Here is a 17,578-nt window from a genome sequence, read left to right as displayed (position 1 = left end):
TCAAATTTGTTGTTCTGGATTTAACGGCAGTATAATTATAAATGTTGAACCCTTATCCTGTTGACTTTCAACTTTAATTTCTCCGTTGTGCTTGCGAACTATCCATCTGCTTATTGAAAGACCAAGCCCAGTGCCTTTTGCACCTTTTGTTGTGAAGAAGGGCTCAAAAATTTTATCCTTTATATCATCAGGTATCCCAACACCTGTGTCAGAAAATTTTATTATGACATTTCCATTTTCAAGTTTTGTTTCAATCACAAGTTTCCCGCCCTCTGGCATTGCATCCTTGGCATTTATCATTAAGTTTAAGAACACCTGCTGTAAATAGATTTTATTCCCATAAACTAACGGAAGCGCTGGGTCAAGCTTTAAGGTGAGTTCTATATCGTTGTATTTGAATTGATAGCTCATAAAAGTTATCATCTCCTGGATTGCAAAATTTATGTTCACTGGCTCAAGCTTGAAATCCTCCGGGACTTTCCTTGAGAAATTGAGAAGACGCCTTACTATCTGACTGATTTTTTCAACTTGCTCTTTCACTATCTCAATTCTCTTCGGTAAATCGCGCCCAAGTTGAATAAGTTGTATATGACCAAGCAAAATTTGTAGTGGGTTATTGATCTCGTGCGCTATCCCGCCGGCAAGCTCCCCAACGGCTGCAAGTTTTGCCGCTTGTATCATCTGCGCCTGCGTTAGCTTCAATTCCTCCGTCGTCTTTAAAAGGGCGTTGTAATTTCTTGAATTTTCAACCGCTACAGCGGTTTGATTTGCAAGAATTGAAAGCAAAAGCAAAATTTGATTTGTAAACTCCATCTGTTTTTTACTTGTGTGAACCAGATAAACACCGATCCCCTCGTTCCTTAAAATCAATGGAACAACGATAAAATTCCTTTCTTCAAAACTATTTATATCTGGCAAAACTATGCTCCTCTTCTCCCTCAAGACATAATCAATTATACCATCTTCAATGTATGTCTCCATAACTTCATCAAGATACTCTGAACCACGACTTGAAAGCTTTGTAAACTTCCTCTTCTCATCGTCATAGATGTAAACATTGCAATCAATCACAGGTATGATTTGGCGCGTCAATTCAATTAGCTCGGTGACTATATCCTCATAATTCAAAGATGTGCTTATCTTTGTTGCCAACCTTTGAATTAAAAGGATCTCATCAATTGAGTCCTTGAAGTCAGTTGTTGTTTTGCTTTTAAATTCAATCTCTCTCTTTAGAAGTTCAATCGTTTTTTCAAGCGCTTTTATATATGTCTCTCTCGACTCAATGAACTTTTCAATTTGAGGTAAAAGTTCTTCAACTATTTCTGTGTTCTTTCTGTTTAACTTCTGCATCATGTTTGGCTGAGATAGATTTGATTCTTAACTATGTCTGCTTGGATTCTTGCTTTGTATGTTTCAATGAAGCCATCGTTGAGAAAACTCTCGTCAAGTTTTAAGATGTTTAAAACATCTTTCAGATTTTCTGTAAACGTTCTATCGTGGTCTGCATATTCAATGTTTTCAATTCCGAGTTTATGGCAAATTAATTCTGCAAGAAAAACAAGTGCTGGCAGTTGCGGGTTTCTCGGAGCAAGATGAGGTTGGTGGTGAAACGATATCGCTTCAACCAGTTGATCCGGGAAGTTCCATTTTTCAGCAAGCCATGCCCCGATCTCAAAATGAGTTGAATTTTCAAGGAATCTTCTCTCAATTTGCTCAAACTGAAACTCCTCCCTCTTCCCAATTTGAACTATGCTTTGAAATTCCTTTTTGAAATACTGCGCTATCACAAGAAGTCCAACATCGTGAAGTAAGCCAGCCGTAAAAGCTTCACCAGTGACCCTGTAGCCGAAATCCTTAGCAAGATGTTTCGCAATTATACCCGTTAAAAGTGAATGTTTCCAAAACTTTTCAAGGTCAAATTCTTTGTCAAGTTTATTCGCAAGCGAACTTGCAAGTGAAACGCTAAGAACTATCTCCTTTAATGTCTCAAAACCGAGAACAACTATCGCGAAATTGATCGTTGATATCTGCTTTGGGAAACCGTAAAATGGGGAGTTGGCTACTTTTAAAACTTTAGCTGCAAGGGCTTGGTCCTTTGATATAACTTCCCCAAGCTTTGCTGCGCTTGTTTTAGGGTTGTCAACGAGTTGAACTACTTCCATCGCAACCGCTGGAAATGGAACAAGTTGAAGTATGTTCTGAATCCTTTGCTTTATCCCTGGCATTTTTAAAATGATAATTTGCTTTTCAATGAATTGCGGATTTTGCTCACCGCCTCGGAGTGGATTTGCGAGACCCTTGATTCACTTAGTTTCAAAATCCCTGCTATCTCCTTGAATGTCAATTCCTCGTAATAATAGAGAACTATAACGAGCCGTTCTCTTTCGGATAACTTTTTCAACTCTTCAGCGATCGCTTGCTTTATCTCGTTTTCAAAAAGCGTCTCCTCAGGGTTTTTATCTTCACTTTTTATCAGTTCACCAAGTTCAATGTTTTCCCCGACATTTAAATTAAACGAGATCGTCTTGCTCTCCTTCTCAAGTTTTAGAATCCTTTCGTATTCTTCAGCTGAAATTCCAACTTCATCAGCGATTTTCCAGCTCTGGACTTTATCACCGATCTCGTTTTCAATCCTTGACCTTGCTCTATCAAGTAGTCCTATTTTATTTCTGGCTGATCTTGGAAGGTTATCAAGTTTTCGTATCTCATCAATTATGCATCCCCTTATCCTTGTGTATGCGTATGTCTCAAACTTAACTCCAACCTTTGGGTCAAATTTTTCAATTGCGTCGCTTAAACCGATCATCCCAATGTCAACAAGGTCGTCCTCGCTTAATAGCGCACCAGAGTAAGCGAGGTTCATCTTTCTAACGATCCCGCGGACGAAATCAATGTAGAAGAGCATCAACTTTTCTTTTATCTTTGGGTCATGTGTCCTCTTATAAAGGTTGAAAAGTTTTTCCGTTTGGCTCACTTCAACTGACATATTAAAATCCCTCCGTTATGAATTTTTTAAACTCCTTGTCCACTATTTCCGCTTCCTTCCTTTTTCAAATAGATGAAAAGATACGCAATGAGAAACATAAGGAAAGTTGATGCGATGAAAAGTATAAATGACTTTACAACAGCGATTATAATATCCATCCCCTGTAGCCAGAGCGATATTATTGAAACGAAGAACAGAAGTAGTCCTATTTGAAAAATTAAAGACCGCATGTTTGCGTCAACCTCCAGAAGAATGAATTTTGTTTTTTTACTTTATCAAGGGAAAGCAAATTTTCGGCTATTTTCATCAAGGCAATTGAAGCGTTAGACCTTGGAAATGATTCAACAAAAGGTTTTTGCATCATCACCGACTTTGGCACAGCGGGATCATATGGGATTGAGCCAATGTGATTTACCTTAACACCCAGAAATTTATCAGCTGCGATTGATAATCTTTCGGCGATTTCACTTGGGTTGGTTTGACTATTGACATTGTTTACAACAAGTTTTACGCTTTGTTTTCCGGTTCGGTAATAGACAATTTTAATCACTGCGTAGGCATCTATTATTGAAGTCGGTTCTGGCGTCACAACAAGTATGTAGTCATCTGCGTAACCGAGCACTTTAACGACCTCTTCCGAAATCCCCGCTGGAGTATCAATCAAGATGAAATCAAAATTATCTTCAAGGTTTAAAACATCATCAATCACTTGAAAAATCCTCTCACCACTAACCTTTGGGAAATCAACTATGCCTGAGTTAGCAGGTATAAGTTCCAATTTCTCTCTTACCTTTACAATCACATCTTTTAAATCAACATCGCCGTTGATAAAGTTGAGGAATCTATACTTCGGCGTTATCCCCAAAAGGATGTCAACATTTGCAAGGTTTAAATCAGCATCAAATATAAGTGTTCTTTTCCCGTTCTTGCTGAGAAGTAAACCAAGATTTAAAGTGAGATTTGTCTTGCCACATCCACCCTTGCCACTTCCTATCGCTATCACATGTGCTTTTGCTCTTTTCTCTTTTATTCTCTCGCTAACTATTTTCCTTAAGCTTTCTGCTTGATCAATCATATGAGAACTTCCTTGTAAATTAAGTTTGCTATAACTTTTGGCTCAGCAACAGCTATATCATCTGGGACTGTTTGACCAGTCGTTATATAGGAAAGCGGGATCTTCGTCCGATAAGCGATGTTAAGTATGTGACCAAGTGAAACTGCTTCGTCAACCTTTGAAAATATCAATCTGTTCGGCAAAAGCACTTTGAACCTGTTGTAAACATCAATCATATTTTTATAACTTGATGTTGCGCTCAAAACAAGATGAACCTCGTCTGGGTCCGCACCTTTTATAAATTTTGCAAGCTCTGAAATTTGCTCCCCCTGTTTTTGATTTCTCCCAACCGTGTCGATCAAAATTAAATCCTTATCTTGATGTTTTCTCACAAGTCGCGCCATATCCTCGGGTGTATATGCAACATCCATTGGGATTCCAGCTATGTTCGCAAATGTCTGAAGCTGTTCAATTCCAGCAATTCTATAAGTATCGGCAGAGATCAACGCAACCCTTGCATTTTCAAATATCTTGTAAATTGCCGCGAGCTTTGCTACAGTTGTCGTCTTACCAACCCCTGTTGGACCTACAAAGGCAAGTGTAAAAGTTTTTTTCCTCAATGGTTTTATCGGCTTTGAAAATTTAACAATCTCTGAGATGATATTTATAACTTCACCTTCAACCCTTTTCTCATCTCTTAATTCATCCCCGCTTAATTTTAAAAGCACAGACCTAACAATTTTATTTGCAAGTTCCTCTTCAACTTCCTTTTCAATCAAATTCATAAAAACTTTTCTCAAGTTTGACGGGAATTGATTTGCTCCTTTATATTTCAAATGCTCCGTTATTTCATTTAAAGCTTGTTTTACCTCCTCAAGTTCGTTTTTTATTTGGCTATAGTCATACCTTTCAATCGTTCTGTCAAAGTTAGGAATCTCATCACCCGTTAATTTTCTCCGCGTTTCAATTTCCTGCGTCATCTTTTTCAAAAGCTCAACCGTGCTATTAACTTTTGACCTTTCCTGCGGTATTTCTTCCTCTACAGCTCCGACGATTTCTATCAGCTCTGGCTTGAAAAATCCAAATAAACCCGGTTGCCTTATCCTTCTTGTTCCAATGATGATTGCGTTTCCCCCAAGCTCTTTTTTCATCATTTCAGTTGCCTCTTTCAGGGTTGGGGCGACAAACTTTTTAAATTTCATCTAATTCGTTCCTCGTTTTGTTTTCTCTCAATACAAACTTGTTTCAAAGCTTGTGCCATAAAAGAGAAGTTGAAAATTTTAAACCGTAACCCCGTTCTCGGTTGGTCAAATAATAAAAGGCATGGCTGATATTGAGCAAATGGTGAGGATTATTGGACATTTGTAATATAGGTCACAGCGTGATGCTTGACTTTTATTTGTGGAATTTTTATATTGAATTGCAAACTTTGGGAAAATAAATTTTGAGTTCTTAAAGCTATGGAGAAAATAGGTACAAACGGACAAACTTTTTTTCAAGAAGAGGAAACAATTAATTTATATGAGGTAATTCAAGTTCTTTACAGAGGGAAATGGCTTATCATACTTATTTTTATTCTTGTTGTGCTTGCGACGGCAATTTTCACATTTATGCAAGATCCAATTTATGAGTCAACCGCTGTCATTTTGATAGAGAAGGGGAAAAAGGGGCTTGGTTTAGCGCAAGCGTTTGATATAACAGGATTTTCTGAACAGAGGAACATAAAAAATGAGATAGAAATACTCAAGAGCCGTTCGCTTGCCGAAGCTGTGGCAAAGAAATTAATTGAAAGGGTTTATGTTGAACCTGAGAAAAAAAGTGATACGATACTTGTCATCCTCCCGTCAAGAAAGGAATTAAAAGAGGGGATAAAGCCGTTTGCGAAGATTGAAACGATAATTGAGAGGTTTGAAAAGAATGTGAAAATTGAGTCCCCACGCGATGCGGACATCATAAAAATTACAGCGAGGAGCAAAAATCCCAAAGAGGCGGCTCTTATTGCGAATACATTCGCGGATGCTTATTATGAAAGAAACCTTATGATGAGCAGGAATGAATCAAGAAGTGTGAGAAAATTTCTTGAGGAACAACTCGCCGATAAAAGAAAGCAACTTGACCAGGCGGAGAATCAACTTGAAAGTTATATGAAATCAGCCGGTGTTGTCGCCCTTGATGAGGAATCAAAAAAACTTATAGAGCAGCTCTCAAATCTTGAATCAGCCAGAGGTGAAGCAATTGTTGATATCTCAGCGGCAAAGAAAAAACTTGACTCATACCTTGAGCAAATAAAGCAAATTGAGCCGGAATTTGTCAAAGTTGCAACCGAAGCTCTTGACCCGTATATAAAATATCTTCAAGAGGAAATTGCAAAGCTTGAGGTCACTCGCGATCAAATCATAGCTCAAAATCCGAAGGTTGGGAGCCAAGAGGTTTTGAACAAAAGCTTGAGGGAAATAGATGAACAACTTGCTTCACTTAGGAAAAAACTTCAGGAAAAAATAGCAGAGTTTTTGAAAACAGGCTTTGCAAGTTCGGGTAGCCCGGGAACTCAAACATATGACCCAACTGGATTTGTAAAAGAGTTAAAGCAAAAAATTTTATTGACGGAGATTGAGCTTTCCGCTTACGAGGCGAGAAAAAAGGAAATTGAAAAACTGATTGAGCAGTTAAATAGGAAGTTTGAGACGATCCCAGCGAAATTGATTGATTACGCACGACTTGAAAGGGCGAGGATGAGCGCTGAAAAACTTTATCTTCTAATTGAGGAAAAATATCAAGAGGCGATGATAGCCGAGCAGTCGCAGTTTGGATATGTTCAGATAATTGACTATGCAACGCCAGGTGTAAGACCGGTCAGTCCGAAAGTTCATTTGAACCTTATCCTAAGCATAATCATAGGACTTGGGCTTGGTGTTGGAATCGTTTTCGTGAAGGAATACTTTGATAGAAGTGTTAAAACCCCAGAGCAACTTGAAAAGCGAGGTTTCACTGTCCTGTCCGCAATACCTGTCATTGAAATTGAAGCAAAACTTGACGGCAAACAACTTAGAAAAGATGAAGGAAGAAATATCGCAGCACATCTAATCACCCACCTTAGCCCAAAGTCACCTGTAGCTGAGGCATACAGAGTTATGCGAACCGGAATTCAGTTTGCGAAGCTTGATAAAAAAATTAAGTCAATAGTCGTTGCAAGTAGCGCTCCTAAGGAAGGGAAATCAACCACGGCATCAAACCTTGCCATCACGATGGCTACAGCTGGATTAAAAACAGTACTTGTTGATACTGACCTTAGAAGACCTGTTTTGCATCGTGTCTTCAATGTTCCAAGGGAACCAGGCTTGACAGATTATCTTTTTGACAGAGCTGATGTTCAAGAAATTTTCAAACAAACGGAAGTTGAAAATCTTTACCTTGTCCCTTGTGGTGTTGTCCCACCAAATCCAGCTGAACTTCTTGGCTCCGAGAAGATGAAGGAATTCGTTGAATATCTGAAGTTAAATTATGACTTTGTCGTCTTTGATACGCCACCGCTTGTTGCTGTCACCGATGCGCTAATACTTGCAAGCCAAGTTGATAGTGTCTTACTTGTCGCCTCGGCTGGAAAAACAGAAATTGATGTCCTTGAAAAAGCTAGAGAAATGGTCCAACGCGTCGGTGGTAATGTTATAGGCGTTCTTTTAAATAACTTTGACGCAAGCGCAACATACGGCACCTATTACAGATACTATCGCTACTATCGTTATTATGACTATTACGGGGCGGATAGAGATAAAAGTAGGGGATGAAAAATAGTTTTGATTCTTGAGCACCTTGCATTAAAATTTTGTTGTGATTTATTACGGCGGTGGGATTTAATCATTTGATTTTTTAAAGGTGGGTGGCTTTTAACTTTTAAAAAGGAATATAAAACAAAATCATCAGGGAGGTGCTGTCTTTAAAGATGGATTTAAATTGGTATGTCCTTCAAACCAAGCCGAAGCAAGAAGATCGTGTTGAAGCTTGGTTAAATTTTGCAAAGATTGAAGTTTTTAACCCTAAGATTCAAGAGGTTCGGTTAATTAATGGAAAGAAGAAAAAAATCGCTGTTCCACTTTTCCCGTGCTATGTGTTTGCAAAGTTACACCCGGGTTTATTTGATATTGTAGTTTACACGAGGGGGGTTAGAAAAATTCTCGGTATAAATGGGAGACCAAAGCCGATAAAGGAATCAATCATTGAAACAATAAGGGAAAGGTTAAATGGGGATGCACATATTTATATGTCTGAAAGCTATTTTGATAGCGTTGCAGTTAAACCCGGCGATTATGTCCTTGTCGTTGATGGACCTTTGAAGGGTTTCATTGGGATTGTTGATAAAGTCAATAGTTTGAAATCAATCGTCATTCTCATTTCAATGGATTATCAAGTCAAGGCAGAAGTTCATAATTTTCTTCTCAAAAAAATAGAACCCGATGTTTTAGAGTAGCTCTATAATTTTGATACAAGATAACAAAGTTGGGAGCAAAGCAATCCGCCATAGATTCCAATTATATTTCCGGCTACAGCCATGAGAAGTCCTACTGGGGCAAGTGCGCTCTGATAAACAGAGGCGACAATTGGAGCTGTGACCGGACCACCTATGTTTGCTTGACTGCTTGTTGCCATCAGAAACATTGGAGCTTTTATCAACTTTCCGACTACGAATAAGCAACTGGCATGGATTAAGATCCATACAGCGCCCATCAACATAAAGATTGGCGTTTCAAATATACCGTATATGTTTGCCCTTGCCCCGACCGAAGCCAGGAGAAGATAAAGCAAAAAATTCCCAACATGACTTGAGCCAGAGTATTCAAGCTCGGATAATTTTGTGAAGGATAAAGCTACGCCAATGGTTGTAGCGATTATAATACCCCAAGTGTAATTCGTGATGATTACGCCAATCTCTGGAAGTAGTTTCCCGAGTTTTAGTGATAGGGTTCCAACACCGAACGCGACAAATATCATTGTTGCAAAATCAATGAAGTTTAAAAATCTTTTTCTTGATTCAGTCAGTTTTTGCATTTTTTTGTTCAGTTCAATCAGAATTGTTTTATCAACTCGGTTGAATTCATCAACTTTATCTTGGAATGCGGATAGGAATATAACGACACCCATCCAGCCGTAGCCAACGACGGTGTCAACAACGATCAATGGTGCAAGTAAAGATTCGGGTGTTTTTATACTTTGTGCAATGGCGAGCATCGTTGCGCTTCCACCCATCCAACTGCCAGACAAAGCAGCAATGCCTTTCCATGCGTCTGGGGGCAACCAATGTTTAAAGACAAGTAAAACAATGGGACCACCAATTATTATGCCGAAAGAACCCGTTAGAAACATAATTATCGCTTTAAAACCAAGCTTCATTATCACGGGAATGTTTGCTGAAAGTAACAGTAGAACGAGAGCAGATGGCAAGATGTAAAGTTTTGTCCATTCGTAAAGTTCTGACTCCCTTGGTATAATTCCAATGGCTGATGATAACATTGGCAGGAAATAAATCCAAATAACAGGCGGGAGATACCTGAAGAATTTTTGAAACAATTTGATTTGTGAGACCCTGTAGATGAAAAAGATTATAAATGCGAAATAACTAAAAATTTCCGTTGGGTTTGTTATCAAGTGTTAGCTTGAAATTAATTTTTTACAAGTCGTTTCGCCTTGACGAAAGTTTTAAATCTATATTCGTTGAAATTTGGCGCCTTCGGGTCAAAACTATCAATGCTCACCTTCCCAGAGCAATGGATGAACTCTTTATTCCCGATGTAAATCCCTACATGGGTTATCTTCTCTGGTTTGCCATCCTCAGCTTTTTGCCCGAAGAAGAGAAGATCGCCGGGTTTTAAATTTTCAAAATTTTCCCCGGGGTTAACTTCAACTCCAAGTTGTGCTTGTTGATCAGCATCCCTTGGAAGTTCAAATCCATTCAATTTGAAGACGATTTTTGTGAACCCTGAACAATCAAAACCTCTTACACTTGTTCCACCCCAAAGATAAGGGAAACCGACAAATTTTTTTGCTGTGTTAATTAAATTGACCTCATTGAAATTAACTCTTCTTTTCCATTCATCATAGTTCATCGCTTTGGATTTCTCAACATATCCTTTTCTTCCGTCTGGCAGTGTGACGAAAAACCAATTTTTGTCCTCGTTTTCAACTGTGAGTAGATTCCCAAGAGCGAGGTCACTCACTGGTGTTGAGTTTTTATCCTTTTGCGAGTAGACGAATCCGAAATAGTCCGTGAAAATTATCTTCTTTTTACTTTGCCAACTTTCAAATTCAGTTTTATCTTTGATTGCTAAACCGCCCTCTTCAATCCAGCCGATGTAATTTTCGGGTGGTTCAGTTTGAACGAGATACCAATAGCCACTGCGTTTTAAAATTTTGACAGTGCTACCTAAAAGAACTTGATTTACAAGTTCAGATTGATGAGAGGGTTTCGCCCTCATATTAGCAACACTAACTGAAATGATGCCGAAAATTTTACCTTTTAGATCTGGTGAAGGCAAAATCAGGACGCTGTCAATTATTTGCTTTTCAAATTTTACCAAAGCGTTTATCAATGATTCCTTCGCCGATATGTTCGTGGTTTCGCCTTTTACAACGATTTTCCCGTCAACCTCTTGGATGAAAATTTCAAATACCCCCGTTCTCTTGTCGGGTATGTACTTGTTTGAAATTTCGGAGATGATTTGATCGTATTGGGATTGAGCTTTGAGTGTCATTGAGATTAGAAAGAGGAACAAGACAAGTTTTCGCATTTCCATTCTCGTATTTTTTGTAGAAGTTAAAAATGTCGGTTCAATTTTGCAAGATTGAGTTGCGTAAAATTTTTTGTTTTTTGGTTTTATTTTAGAAAATTTGATTGACCCTAAAAATTAAAAACCGACAGGCGATGGAGAAATTTGTCATCATCGGAGGGAAAAAACTCAGTGGAGAGGTTGAGATAAGCGGTGCAAAAAATTCAGTTCTGGCTTTGATGCCTGCAACTTTGCTCGCAAGTGGAACTTATAAAATTTACAATACCCCTGATCTAAGAGATGTCAAGACGATGTCGCAAGTTTTAATTGAAATTGGGGTTAATGTTAATTTTGAAAATCACATCTTGACGATCAATACCGAAAATGTTTCAAAGTATGAAGCTCCTTATGAGCTTGTCAAAAAGATGCGAGCATCAATTTATGTCCTTGGACCTTTGGTAGGTAGATTTGGTTATGCGAAGGTTTCCTTGCCCGGGGGTTGTGCTTGGGGACCAAGGCCTGTTGACCTTCATATTGAGGGGATAAAGAAACTCGGAGCTGAAGTTGAACTTGATTCCGGTTACATAGTTGCGAGGGCGAAAAAACTTCATGGTGCTAAAATTCATTTTGATAAGCCAAGCGTTGGAGCGACGGGAAATGTTATGATGGCATCTGTCCTTGCTAAAGGGATTACATTGATTGAGAACGCGGCGAAAGAACCGGAAATAGTTCAACTTGGCGAGTTTCTGATTTCAATGGGAGCTAAAATTACCGGGCTTGGGACGGATACAATTGAGATTGAAGGGGTTGATGAACTTAAGCCAGCGGATGTCACGACAATTCCAGACAGGATTGAAGCGGGGACTTTTCTTATCGCCGGAGCGATAACGGGAGGTAAAGTTAAAATTAAAAAATGTAACCCCAAACATTTTGAGGCAGTGCTCCTTAAACTTGAAGATGCTGGATGTTATCTAAATGTTGGAGATGATTTTGTTGAGATAGAAGCGCCCGACGAGATAAAGCCGGTTGATGTCACAACCGCGGTTTATCCTGGTTTTCCAACGGATATGCAGGCACAATGGATTGCGCTTATGTCAATTGCAAATGGGACATCGGTTGTAACGGAGACGATTTTTTATGACAGGTTCAAGCATGTACCAGAGCTTGTGCGACTTGGTGCGGATATAGAAGTAAATGAAAATGTGGCGATAGTTCGCGGAGTGCGAAAGCTTAAAGGCGCAAAGGTTATGTCAACAGATCTAAGGGCGAGCGCCTCGTTGATACTCGCAGGACTTGTTGCAGAGGGGAAAACCGAGGTTTTGAGAATTTATCACATTGACCGTGGATATGAAAGGATTGAGGAAAAATTGCAACGCCTCGGGGCGCAAATTTGGCGTGAGAAAACAGATGAGTACTAAGGAACTTTGATAAAACTGAGGCGTCAAAATCTATGACATTGAAAGAATTTAAAGGAATTGATGAAGTTGAAATCGTAAAAAAGGCGATTGAAGGAGACGAAAAAGCGTTTGAGTTTATAGTTAAAAAATACCAAAACAAAGTTGGAAATTTGATTTTTAAAATCGTCGGAGATTCAAGCGTTGTTGATGATTTGACCCAGGAGGTTTTCTTAAAAGTTTTTGAGTCACTGAAAGATTATAGATTCGGTTCTGCCGTTTACACTTGGATTTACAGGATAACAGTTAATGTTTGCATTGACGAGATAAGACGAAGACAACGACACAGGACTTTGTCACTCTCTGAAGTTGTAAGTCAAAACCCGAAGGCTGAACCTTCTTATTCTCCGGTTGAGAAATCGGCGGAAAGAAGAGAGTTAAGGGAAATAATTGAGAAGGCGGTTTCAAAACTTCCAATTGAATACAAAACTGCGTTGATACTTCGTGAGTTTGAAGACCTTCAATATGAAGAGATCGCAAAAATACTTAAGGTCAGCGTTGGAACCGTTAAATCAAGAATTTTCAGGGCAAGAAAACTTTTGGCTGAACATTTAAAAGAATACAGGGAAATTTTGAAATGAAGCACGAGAAAATTAAAAAGTTGGTCTCTGAGTATATTGATGGTGAATTGAAAAAGAATATTGAACTTGTTGAGGAGCATCTTAAATCTTGTGATGAGTGTTCTCAATTGGTTGAGCTTCATAATCTTGTCCGTGAGGTTATGAGTGAGGGTATAGTTGAGGTTTCTCCTTATATTTTCACAAAGGTTCTGGCGAGGATTCGCGAACGAAAACTGAAGCAAGGTGTTTGGGATTATGTAATTGGATTTGCTCGTGAGATTGCGATCGCTTTGGTTTTCATCTTCTTGCTTTTGCTTGGATTTGAGCTTATATCAAGAGGGACTCGGGTTAGAATTGAGGAAGCGGTTTTGGGCGATACACCGTCAATTCAGAAAGTTATGAGCTCGGGTGGGGAATTGACAAAAGATGAAGTACTTGAGCTGACATTGACAATAAACGGGGATAGGAAAAAATGAGCAATAAGACGAAAGCTATAATTTTGATAATTGTGTGTGTTTTGATTGGGTTTGCCCTTGGAGTTGTGATTGACAGGGTTGCTTTGAAGGGAATATATCATGGTGAGAAAAGAGATGGGTTAAAGGAGTATAGAAGAGAACTCATCAAGAGGTTGAACCTGTCAAAAGAGCAACAAGTTCAGCTTGATACGATACTCGGGTGGTCGCAAAAGGAATTTAAAAAGTTAAGTAAGGAATTTAAGCCGAAGTTTGATTCCTTAAGAAATGTGGTTCGTGATTCAATTCGTTCAATTTTGACCCTGGAACAGTTAGATGAGTTTGAAAAAATGATCAAAGAAACAGAAAAAAATGGTAGGAGGTAAGGCGATGAAAAGAAAAATTATTCGTGTCTTGATACTTGTTTTGGTTTTAGTTGCAGCTGGGCTTGCAGTTGCATTTTATTTGAATAATAGAAACTCGGGGCAATATCCGTTGAAGACGGCAAAGGTAGATGTTGGAGATATTGAGGTTTATGTGACGACAACAGGGACTTTAAATCCTGTTACGCTTGTTCAGGTTGGGACGCAGGTTTCAGGGACGATTGCTAAAATTTATGTTGATTTTAATGATGCGGTTAAAAAGGGTCAGATTTTGGCTCAAATTGATTCAACTTTCCTTGCTGCTCAGGTCAGGGATGCTGAGGCGCAAGTTGAGAGAGCAAGGGCACAGGTCAATCAAGCACAGCGTGAATTAAACAGAATAAAAGAGCTTTACGCGAAAAATCTCGTCTCACAAGCAGATTACGACCAGGCGTTGACGAATTATGAAACGGCGCTTGCGCAGTTGAAATCAGCTGAGGCTCAGCTTGAAAGGGCTCGCGTTAACCTGAAGTATTCAACGATTTATTCACCTATAGATGGTATAGTTATTTCAAGGAATGTTGATGTCGGTCAAACTGTTGCAGCAAGCTTACAGGCGCCGACCCTTTTCACGATCGCAAACGACTTAAGGAAAATGAGGGTTGAAGCAAATGTTGATGAAGCAGATATAGGGAAAGTAAAACCAGGTCAAACTGTTTACTTCACTGTTGATGCTTATCCAGATGAACAATTCGTTGGGAGGGTTTCTCAAGTTCGCCTTCAACCGATCAACGTTCAAAATGTGATAAATTACACTGTCATAATTGATGTTGAGAATAAAGAGTTAAAATTGAAGCCGGGTATGACAGCTAATGTTAAAATACTGATTGATAAGCGTGAGAATGCTCTTCGGATACCGAATCTTGCGTTAAGATTTAAGCCAGACCCACAGGATAAGCGGTTCGCAAAGGCGATGGAGGAAATGCAAAAGAGACGTGAGGAATTTATGCGTAGAAGACAACAAGAAGGTGGAAGCCCTGGGTTTTTTGGTCCACAGGGTGGATTTGGTGGACAAGATGTTCAAAGACAAGGTCAATTTTTAGGTGGCAGTCGCGCCATTGTTTGGGTTATTGATGAAAATAAAAATCCCAAACCCGTTTTCCTTAGACTTGGGATCACGGATGGGAATTATACTGAGGTCGTCGGTGGGAATTTAAAGGAGGGTGATGAGATTATAACTGGATATATTTTCCCGACGGCATCAAACAATCCATCTCGAACACAACAACCCTTCCAGTTCAGAGGCAGAACGCCGTTTTAGAGTTTAGCCCGAGCTTTGCCCTAGCTCGGGCTTTAATAATTTCACGCACGCTTGAAATACTTCTTCAACTTCAATATCCATCATACACTTGAAGTGTCCCTTTGGACACTTATCCCTTCCAATATGTGAGCAGGGTCTGCATTTGACGGGTTTTTCAATAACTATGCTTTCTGTCCCATACGGGAAGAAGCCAAATTCTTTGACTGTTGAACCAAAGATTGCAACTATTTTTGTCTTCATGGCCGAACCGATATGCATAAGCCCAGAATCATTTGTGACGAGTAGCTTGCACAGCGATAGTATTGCAGCTGATTCAAGTAGTGTCGTCTTGCCACATAGATTTATTGGTTTATGTTTCATCATATTTTCAACCTTGTTGCATCTTTCAGTATCTTCAGAAGCTCCAAGCAAAATTATTTTGGCGTTAAACTTTTCTGTAAGCTTATCTCCGAGCTCTGCGAATCTTTCAGCAAGCCATCTTTTTGTTTCATGTTTAGCTGAGGGCGCAATAGCGATGTAAATATTTGAGTTTGAAAAAGCAGTTTTAGATTTTGCTGATTCAATCGCATCATTAGGAACAAAAAGCTCAACGCCTTGGTTATCATTTTTGATAGAAAATTGTTGGACAGGTTCAATGTATCTTTCTACGACAGGAATTGCATTTTTGTATAAATTGATTTTAAATTTTACAAGTAGAAATCTTTTGAAGATTCGCTTGTTTATCTTCACAACCTTCGCACCTGAAAAAGTTCTAAGAAAAATGCTTCTTAAATTGTTGTGAATGTCAATTATAAGCTCATACCTTTCTTTTAAAATTTGCTTCTTTAATTTCAACAGCTCTTTGAAACCTTTGCTGGCATCAAACTCAATAACATTCGTCAAATAAGGGTTAAATTTCAGGAGTTCTGAAAATTCCTTTTTGACTACGAAATTAATTTTTGCGTTTGGAAATTTTTTGCGAAGTAATCTTATAAGTGTGCTTGATAGGACGATGTCACCGATTGAGCTTAACCTTATGATTAAAATTTTATCCATTTCAACTTTGAGCGTTTTTTGGTTTAAAAAAATTTACAACAAAACAAATTTAAAAGTTAAAGATGAAACTTCCATCAACCATAGGCGAGTTAAAAAGGTCTGGATATAAAGTTCTTCCCGTGAAGGAGGAATTGAGGAAAAATGTCATTCAAAAGATAAAGAACAACGAGGTTCTTTTCCCGGGGATTGTTGGGTATGAAAAGACGGTCATTCCTGCTATAATAAATGCAATACTTTCAAAACATGATATCATTTTACTTGGCTTGCGTGGGCAAGCGAAAACAAAAATAGCAAGGATGTTTGTCAATTTGCTTGATGAGGTTATACCGATAATAAAAGGATGTGAGATAAACGATAATCCTTACAAACCGCTTTGTAAAAGATGTGTTGACCTTGTAAAGGAATACGGGGATGATGTTGAAATTGAATGGCTTCCCAGGGAAAGAAGGTATGGTGAAAAACTTGCGACGCCCGATGTGACAATTGCTGACCTGATTGGGGACATTGACCCTATAAAAGCAGCGACGCAAAAACTTTATTATTCTCATGAAGGTGTGATCCATTGGGGTATAATTCCGAGGACAAACCGAGGGATTTTCGTCATAAATGAACTTCCTGATCTTCAACCAAGGATACAGGTTGGTCTGTTCAATATAATGCAGGAGCGCGATATTCAAATAAGAGGTTTCAATATAAGGATACCGCTTGACATAATGATAATTTTTACGGCAAATCCAGAGGATTACACCAACCGTGGAAATATAATCACTCCGCTGAAGGACAGAATCGGCTCTCAAATTTTAACTCACTATCCAAGAACAATTGAAGATGGGATCAAGATAACTGAGCAGGAGGCATGGATAAATAGGGATTCGGGTAAGAAAGTTGTGATACCACATTATTTCAAAGAGATAATAGAGCAGATCGCCTTTCAAGCCAGGACGAGTGAATTTGTAGATCAAAAATCGGGTGTTAGCGCAAGATTAACGATTTCGTGCATGGAAAATCTTGTTAGCAACGCTGAAAGGAGAGCGATAAAGTATGATGAGGAGATCGTTTATCCGAGGATTTGTGATTTGAATTTCGTTTTACCTGGGATAACGGGGAAGATAGAGCTTGTGTTTGAGGGCGAGCAGGAGGGAAGTGTTAAGGTGAGTAAAGCGTTGATAGGGAAGGCAATACGGGAAGTTTTCAGGAAATATTTCCCAGACCCTCTGCCGAAGACAAGGTATCACTATGAGGAAAAAGGAAAACAGCAAACGCAGTCAAGCCATCAAGAGTATGCTCAAATAATAGCTTGGTTTGAAAATGGGAATAAAATTGAAATTTCAGATGAGATGCCTATAGATGATTTTTATTCTGAACTTTGCAAAGTTAAGGGTTTGAAGGAAGTCGTGAAGAAGTATTTGAAAATTGATGAAAGCGATAAATATGCGATGGCTACGGCGATGGAATTTGTTCTTGATGGATTGCATCAATTTTCAAGGATAGCGAAGGATGAGGTTGACAATGTGAGCTCTTATAAAGATATGGTTGTTAGCATTTTTTCAAGCAGGACGAGGGAGGAATTTTAAAAATAAATTTGGTTTAAGTCGG

The 17,578-nt window shown here is 38.8% G+C and carries 17 protein-coding genes; 8 read left to right on the top strand and 9 right to left on the bottom strand.

The window, feature by feature from the left end:
* From FKZ43_RS01360 to flhF, 6 genes are read right to left on the bottom strand one after another with little or no spacing between them, the layout of a single operon-like run.
* Complete coding sequence (locus FKZ43_RS01360) at positions 1–1,350, bottom strand: sensor histidine kinase (RefSeq protein ID WP_181180199.1); 1,350 nt, start codon at positions 1,348–1,350, stop codon at positions 1–3.
* Positions 1,350–2,225 carry an HDOD domain-containing protein gene (locus FKZ43_RS01355; RefSeq protein ID WP_140944079.1) on the bottom strand — a complete coding sequence of 292 codons (876 nt, stop codon included), beginning with the start codon at positions 2,223–2,225 and terminating at the stop codon, positions 1,350–1,352. The genes FKZ43_RS01360 and FKZ43_RS01355 overlap by 1 nt, the downstream gene beginning before the upstream one ends.
* 2 nt (positions 2,226–2,227) lie before the next feature.
* Entirely contained in the window at positions 2,228–2,986 is a 759-nt protein-coding gene (locus FKZ43_RS01350; RefSeq protein WP_140944078.1) for a sigma-70 family RNA polymerase sigma factor, read from the bottom strand.
* Between the two features lie 26 nt (positions 2,987–3,012).
* Positions 3,013–3,216 carry a hypothetical protein gene (locus FKZ43_RS01345; protein WP_140944077.1) on the bottom strand — a complete coding sequence of 68 codons (204 nt, stop codon included), beginning with the start codon at positions 3,214–3,216 and terminating at the stop codon, positions 3,013–3,015.
* Positions 3,204–4,061 (bottom strand): MinD/ParA family protein, encoded by an 858-nt coding sequence (locus FKZ43_RS01340; protein ID WP_140944076.1) that lies wholly within the window; start codon positions 4,059–4,061, stop codon positions 3,204–3,206. The genes FKZ43_RS01345 and FKZ43_RS01340 overlap by 13 nt, the downstream gene beginning before the upstream one ends.
* Complete coding sequence (flhF, locus tag FKZ43_RS01335) at positions 4,058–5,242, bottom strand: flagellar biosynthesis GTPase FlhF (protein ID WP_140944075.1); 1,185 nt, start codon at positions 5,240–5,242, stop codon at positions 4,058–4,060. Before flhF ends, FKZ43_RS01340 begins: the two co-directional genes overlap by 4 nt.
* Before the next feature lie 258 nt (positions 5,243–5,500).
* Here flhF and FKZ43_RS01330 point away from each other — a divergent pair, with 258 nt between their 5' ends.
* Together FKZ43_RS01330 and nusG are read left to right on the top strand one after the other, a co-directional pair.
* A complete protein-coding gene (locus FKZ43_RS01330; protein ID WP_140944074.1) occupies positions 5,501–7,825 on the top strand; it encodes a GumC family protein in 2,325 nt (774 codons plus the stop codon).
* 155 nt (positions 7,826–7,980) lie between these two features.
* Positions 7,981–8,505 carry a transcription termination/antitermination protein NusG gene (gene nusG / locus FKZ43_RS01325; RefSeq protein WP_140944073.1) on the top strand — a complete coding sequence of 175 codons (525 nt, stop codon included), beginning with the start codon at positions 7,981–7,983 and terminating at the stop codon, positions 8,503–8,505.
* 2 nt (positions 8,506–8,507) lie between these two features.
* On the opposite strand, the gene FKZ43_RS01320 is transcribed toward nusG, so the two are convergent.
* A complete protein-coding gene (locus FKZ43_RS01320) occupies positions 8,508–9,602 on the bottom strand; it encodes a DUF819 family protein (RefSeq protein WP_181180198.1) in 1,095 nt (364 codons plus the stop codon).
* Positions 9,603–9,694: 92 nt separating this feature from the next.
* Positions 9,695–10,819 carry an SH3 domain-containing C40 family peptidase gene (locus FKZ43_RS01315; protein ID WP_181180197.1) on the bottom strand — a complete coding sequence of 375 codons (1,125 nt, stop codon included), beginning with the start codon at positions 10,817–10,819 and terminating at the stop codon, positions 9,695–9,697.
* Between the two features lie 134 nt (positions 10,820–10,953).
* Between FKZ43_RS01315 and murA the strand changes: the two genes are divergently transcribed.
* The 5 genes from murA to FKZ43_RS01290 are packed head-to-tail and all read left to right on the top strand — an operon-like array spanning position 10,954 to position 14,947.
* A complete protein-coding gene (murA, locus tag FKZ43_RS01310) occupies positions 10,954–12,216 on the top strand; it encodes a UDP-N-acetylglucosamine 1-carboxyvinyltransferase (RefSeq protein WP_140944070.1) in 1,263 nt (420 codons plus the stop codon).
* Between the two features lie 32 nt (positions 12,217–12,248).
* On the top strand, positions 12,249–12,833 hold the full coding sequence (locus FKZ43_RS01305) for an RNA polymerase sigma factor (protein ID WP_140944069.1): 585 nt from the start codon (positions 12,249–12,251) through the stop codon (positions 12,831–12,833).
* Entirely contained in the window at positions 12,830–13,288 is a 459-nt protein-coding gene (locus tag FKZ43_RS01300; protein ID WP_140944068.1) for an anti-sigma factor family protein, read from the top strand. The genes FKZ43_RS01305 and FKZ43_RS01300 overlap by 4 nt, the downstream gene beginning before the upstream one ends.
* Positions 13,285–13,650 carry a hypothetical protein gene (locus FKZ43_RS01295; protein WP_140944067.1) on the top strand — a complete coding sequence of 122 codons (366 nt, stop codon included), beginning with the start codon at positions 13,285–13,287 and terminating at the stop codon, positions 13,648–13,650. The genes FKZ43_RS01300 and FKZ43_RS01295 overlap by 4 nt, the downstream gene beginning before the upstream one ends.
* A gap of 4 nt (positions 13,651–13,654) precedes the next feature.
* A complete protein-coding gene (locus tag FKZ43_RS01290) occupies positions 13,655–14,947 on the top strand; it encodes an efflux RND transporter periplasmic adaptor subunit (RefSeq protein WP_181180196.1) in 1,293 nt (430 codons plus the stop codon).
* 3 nt (positions 14,948–14,950) lie between these two features.
* Here the strand turns inward: FKZ43_RS01290 and waaF are convergent, their stop codons facing one another.
* Positions 14,951–15,982, bottom strand: coding sequence for a lipopolysaccharide heptosyltransferase II (waaF, locus tag FKZ43_RS01285; RefSeq protein ID WP_140944065.1), 1,032 nt, complete (start codon positions 15,980–15,982; stop codon positions 14,951–14,953).
* Positions 15,983–16,044: 62 nt separating this feature from the next.
* On the opposite strand from waaF, the gene FKZ43_RS01280 reads away from it, so the two are divergent.
* Entirely contained in the window at positions 16,045–17,556 is a 1,512-nt protein-coding gene (locus FKZ43_RS01280) for a sigma 54-interacting transcriptional regulator (RefSeq protein ID WP_140944064.1), read from the top strand.
* The last annotated feature ends 22 nt before the right edge of the window (positions 17,557–17,578 follow it).

Origin of the sequence: Candidatus Thermokryptus mobilis, from assembly GCF_900070205.1 — a bacterium.
Lineage (GTDB): Bacteria > Bacteroidota > Ignavibacteria > Kryptoniales > Kryptoniaceae > Kryptonium > Kryptonium mobile.
The sequence above is the reverse complement of the archived record's forward strand: the minus strand, read 5'-3'. Positions and strand labels throughout refer to the sequence as shown.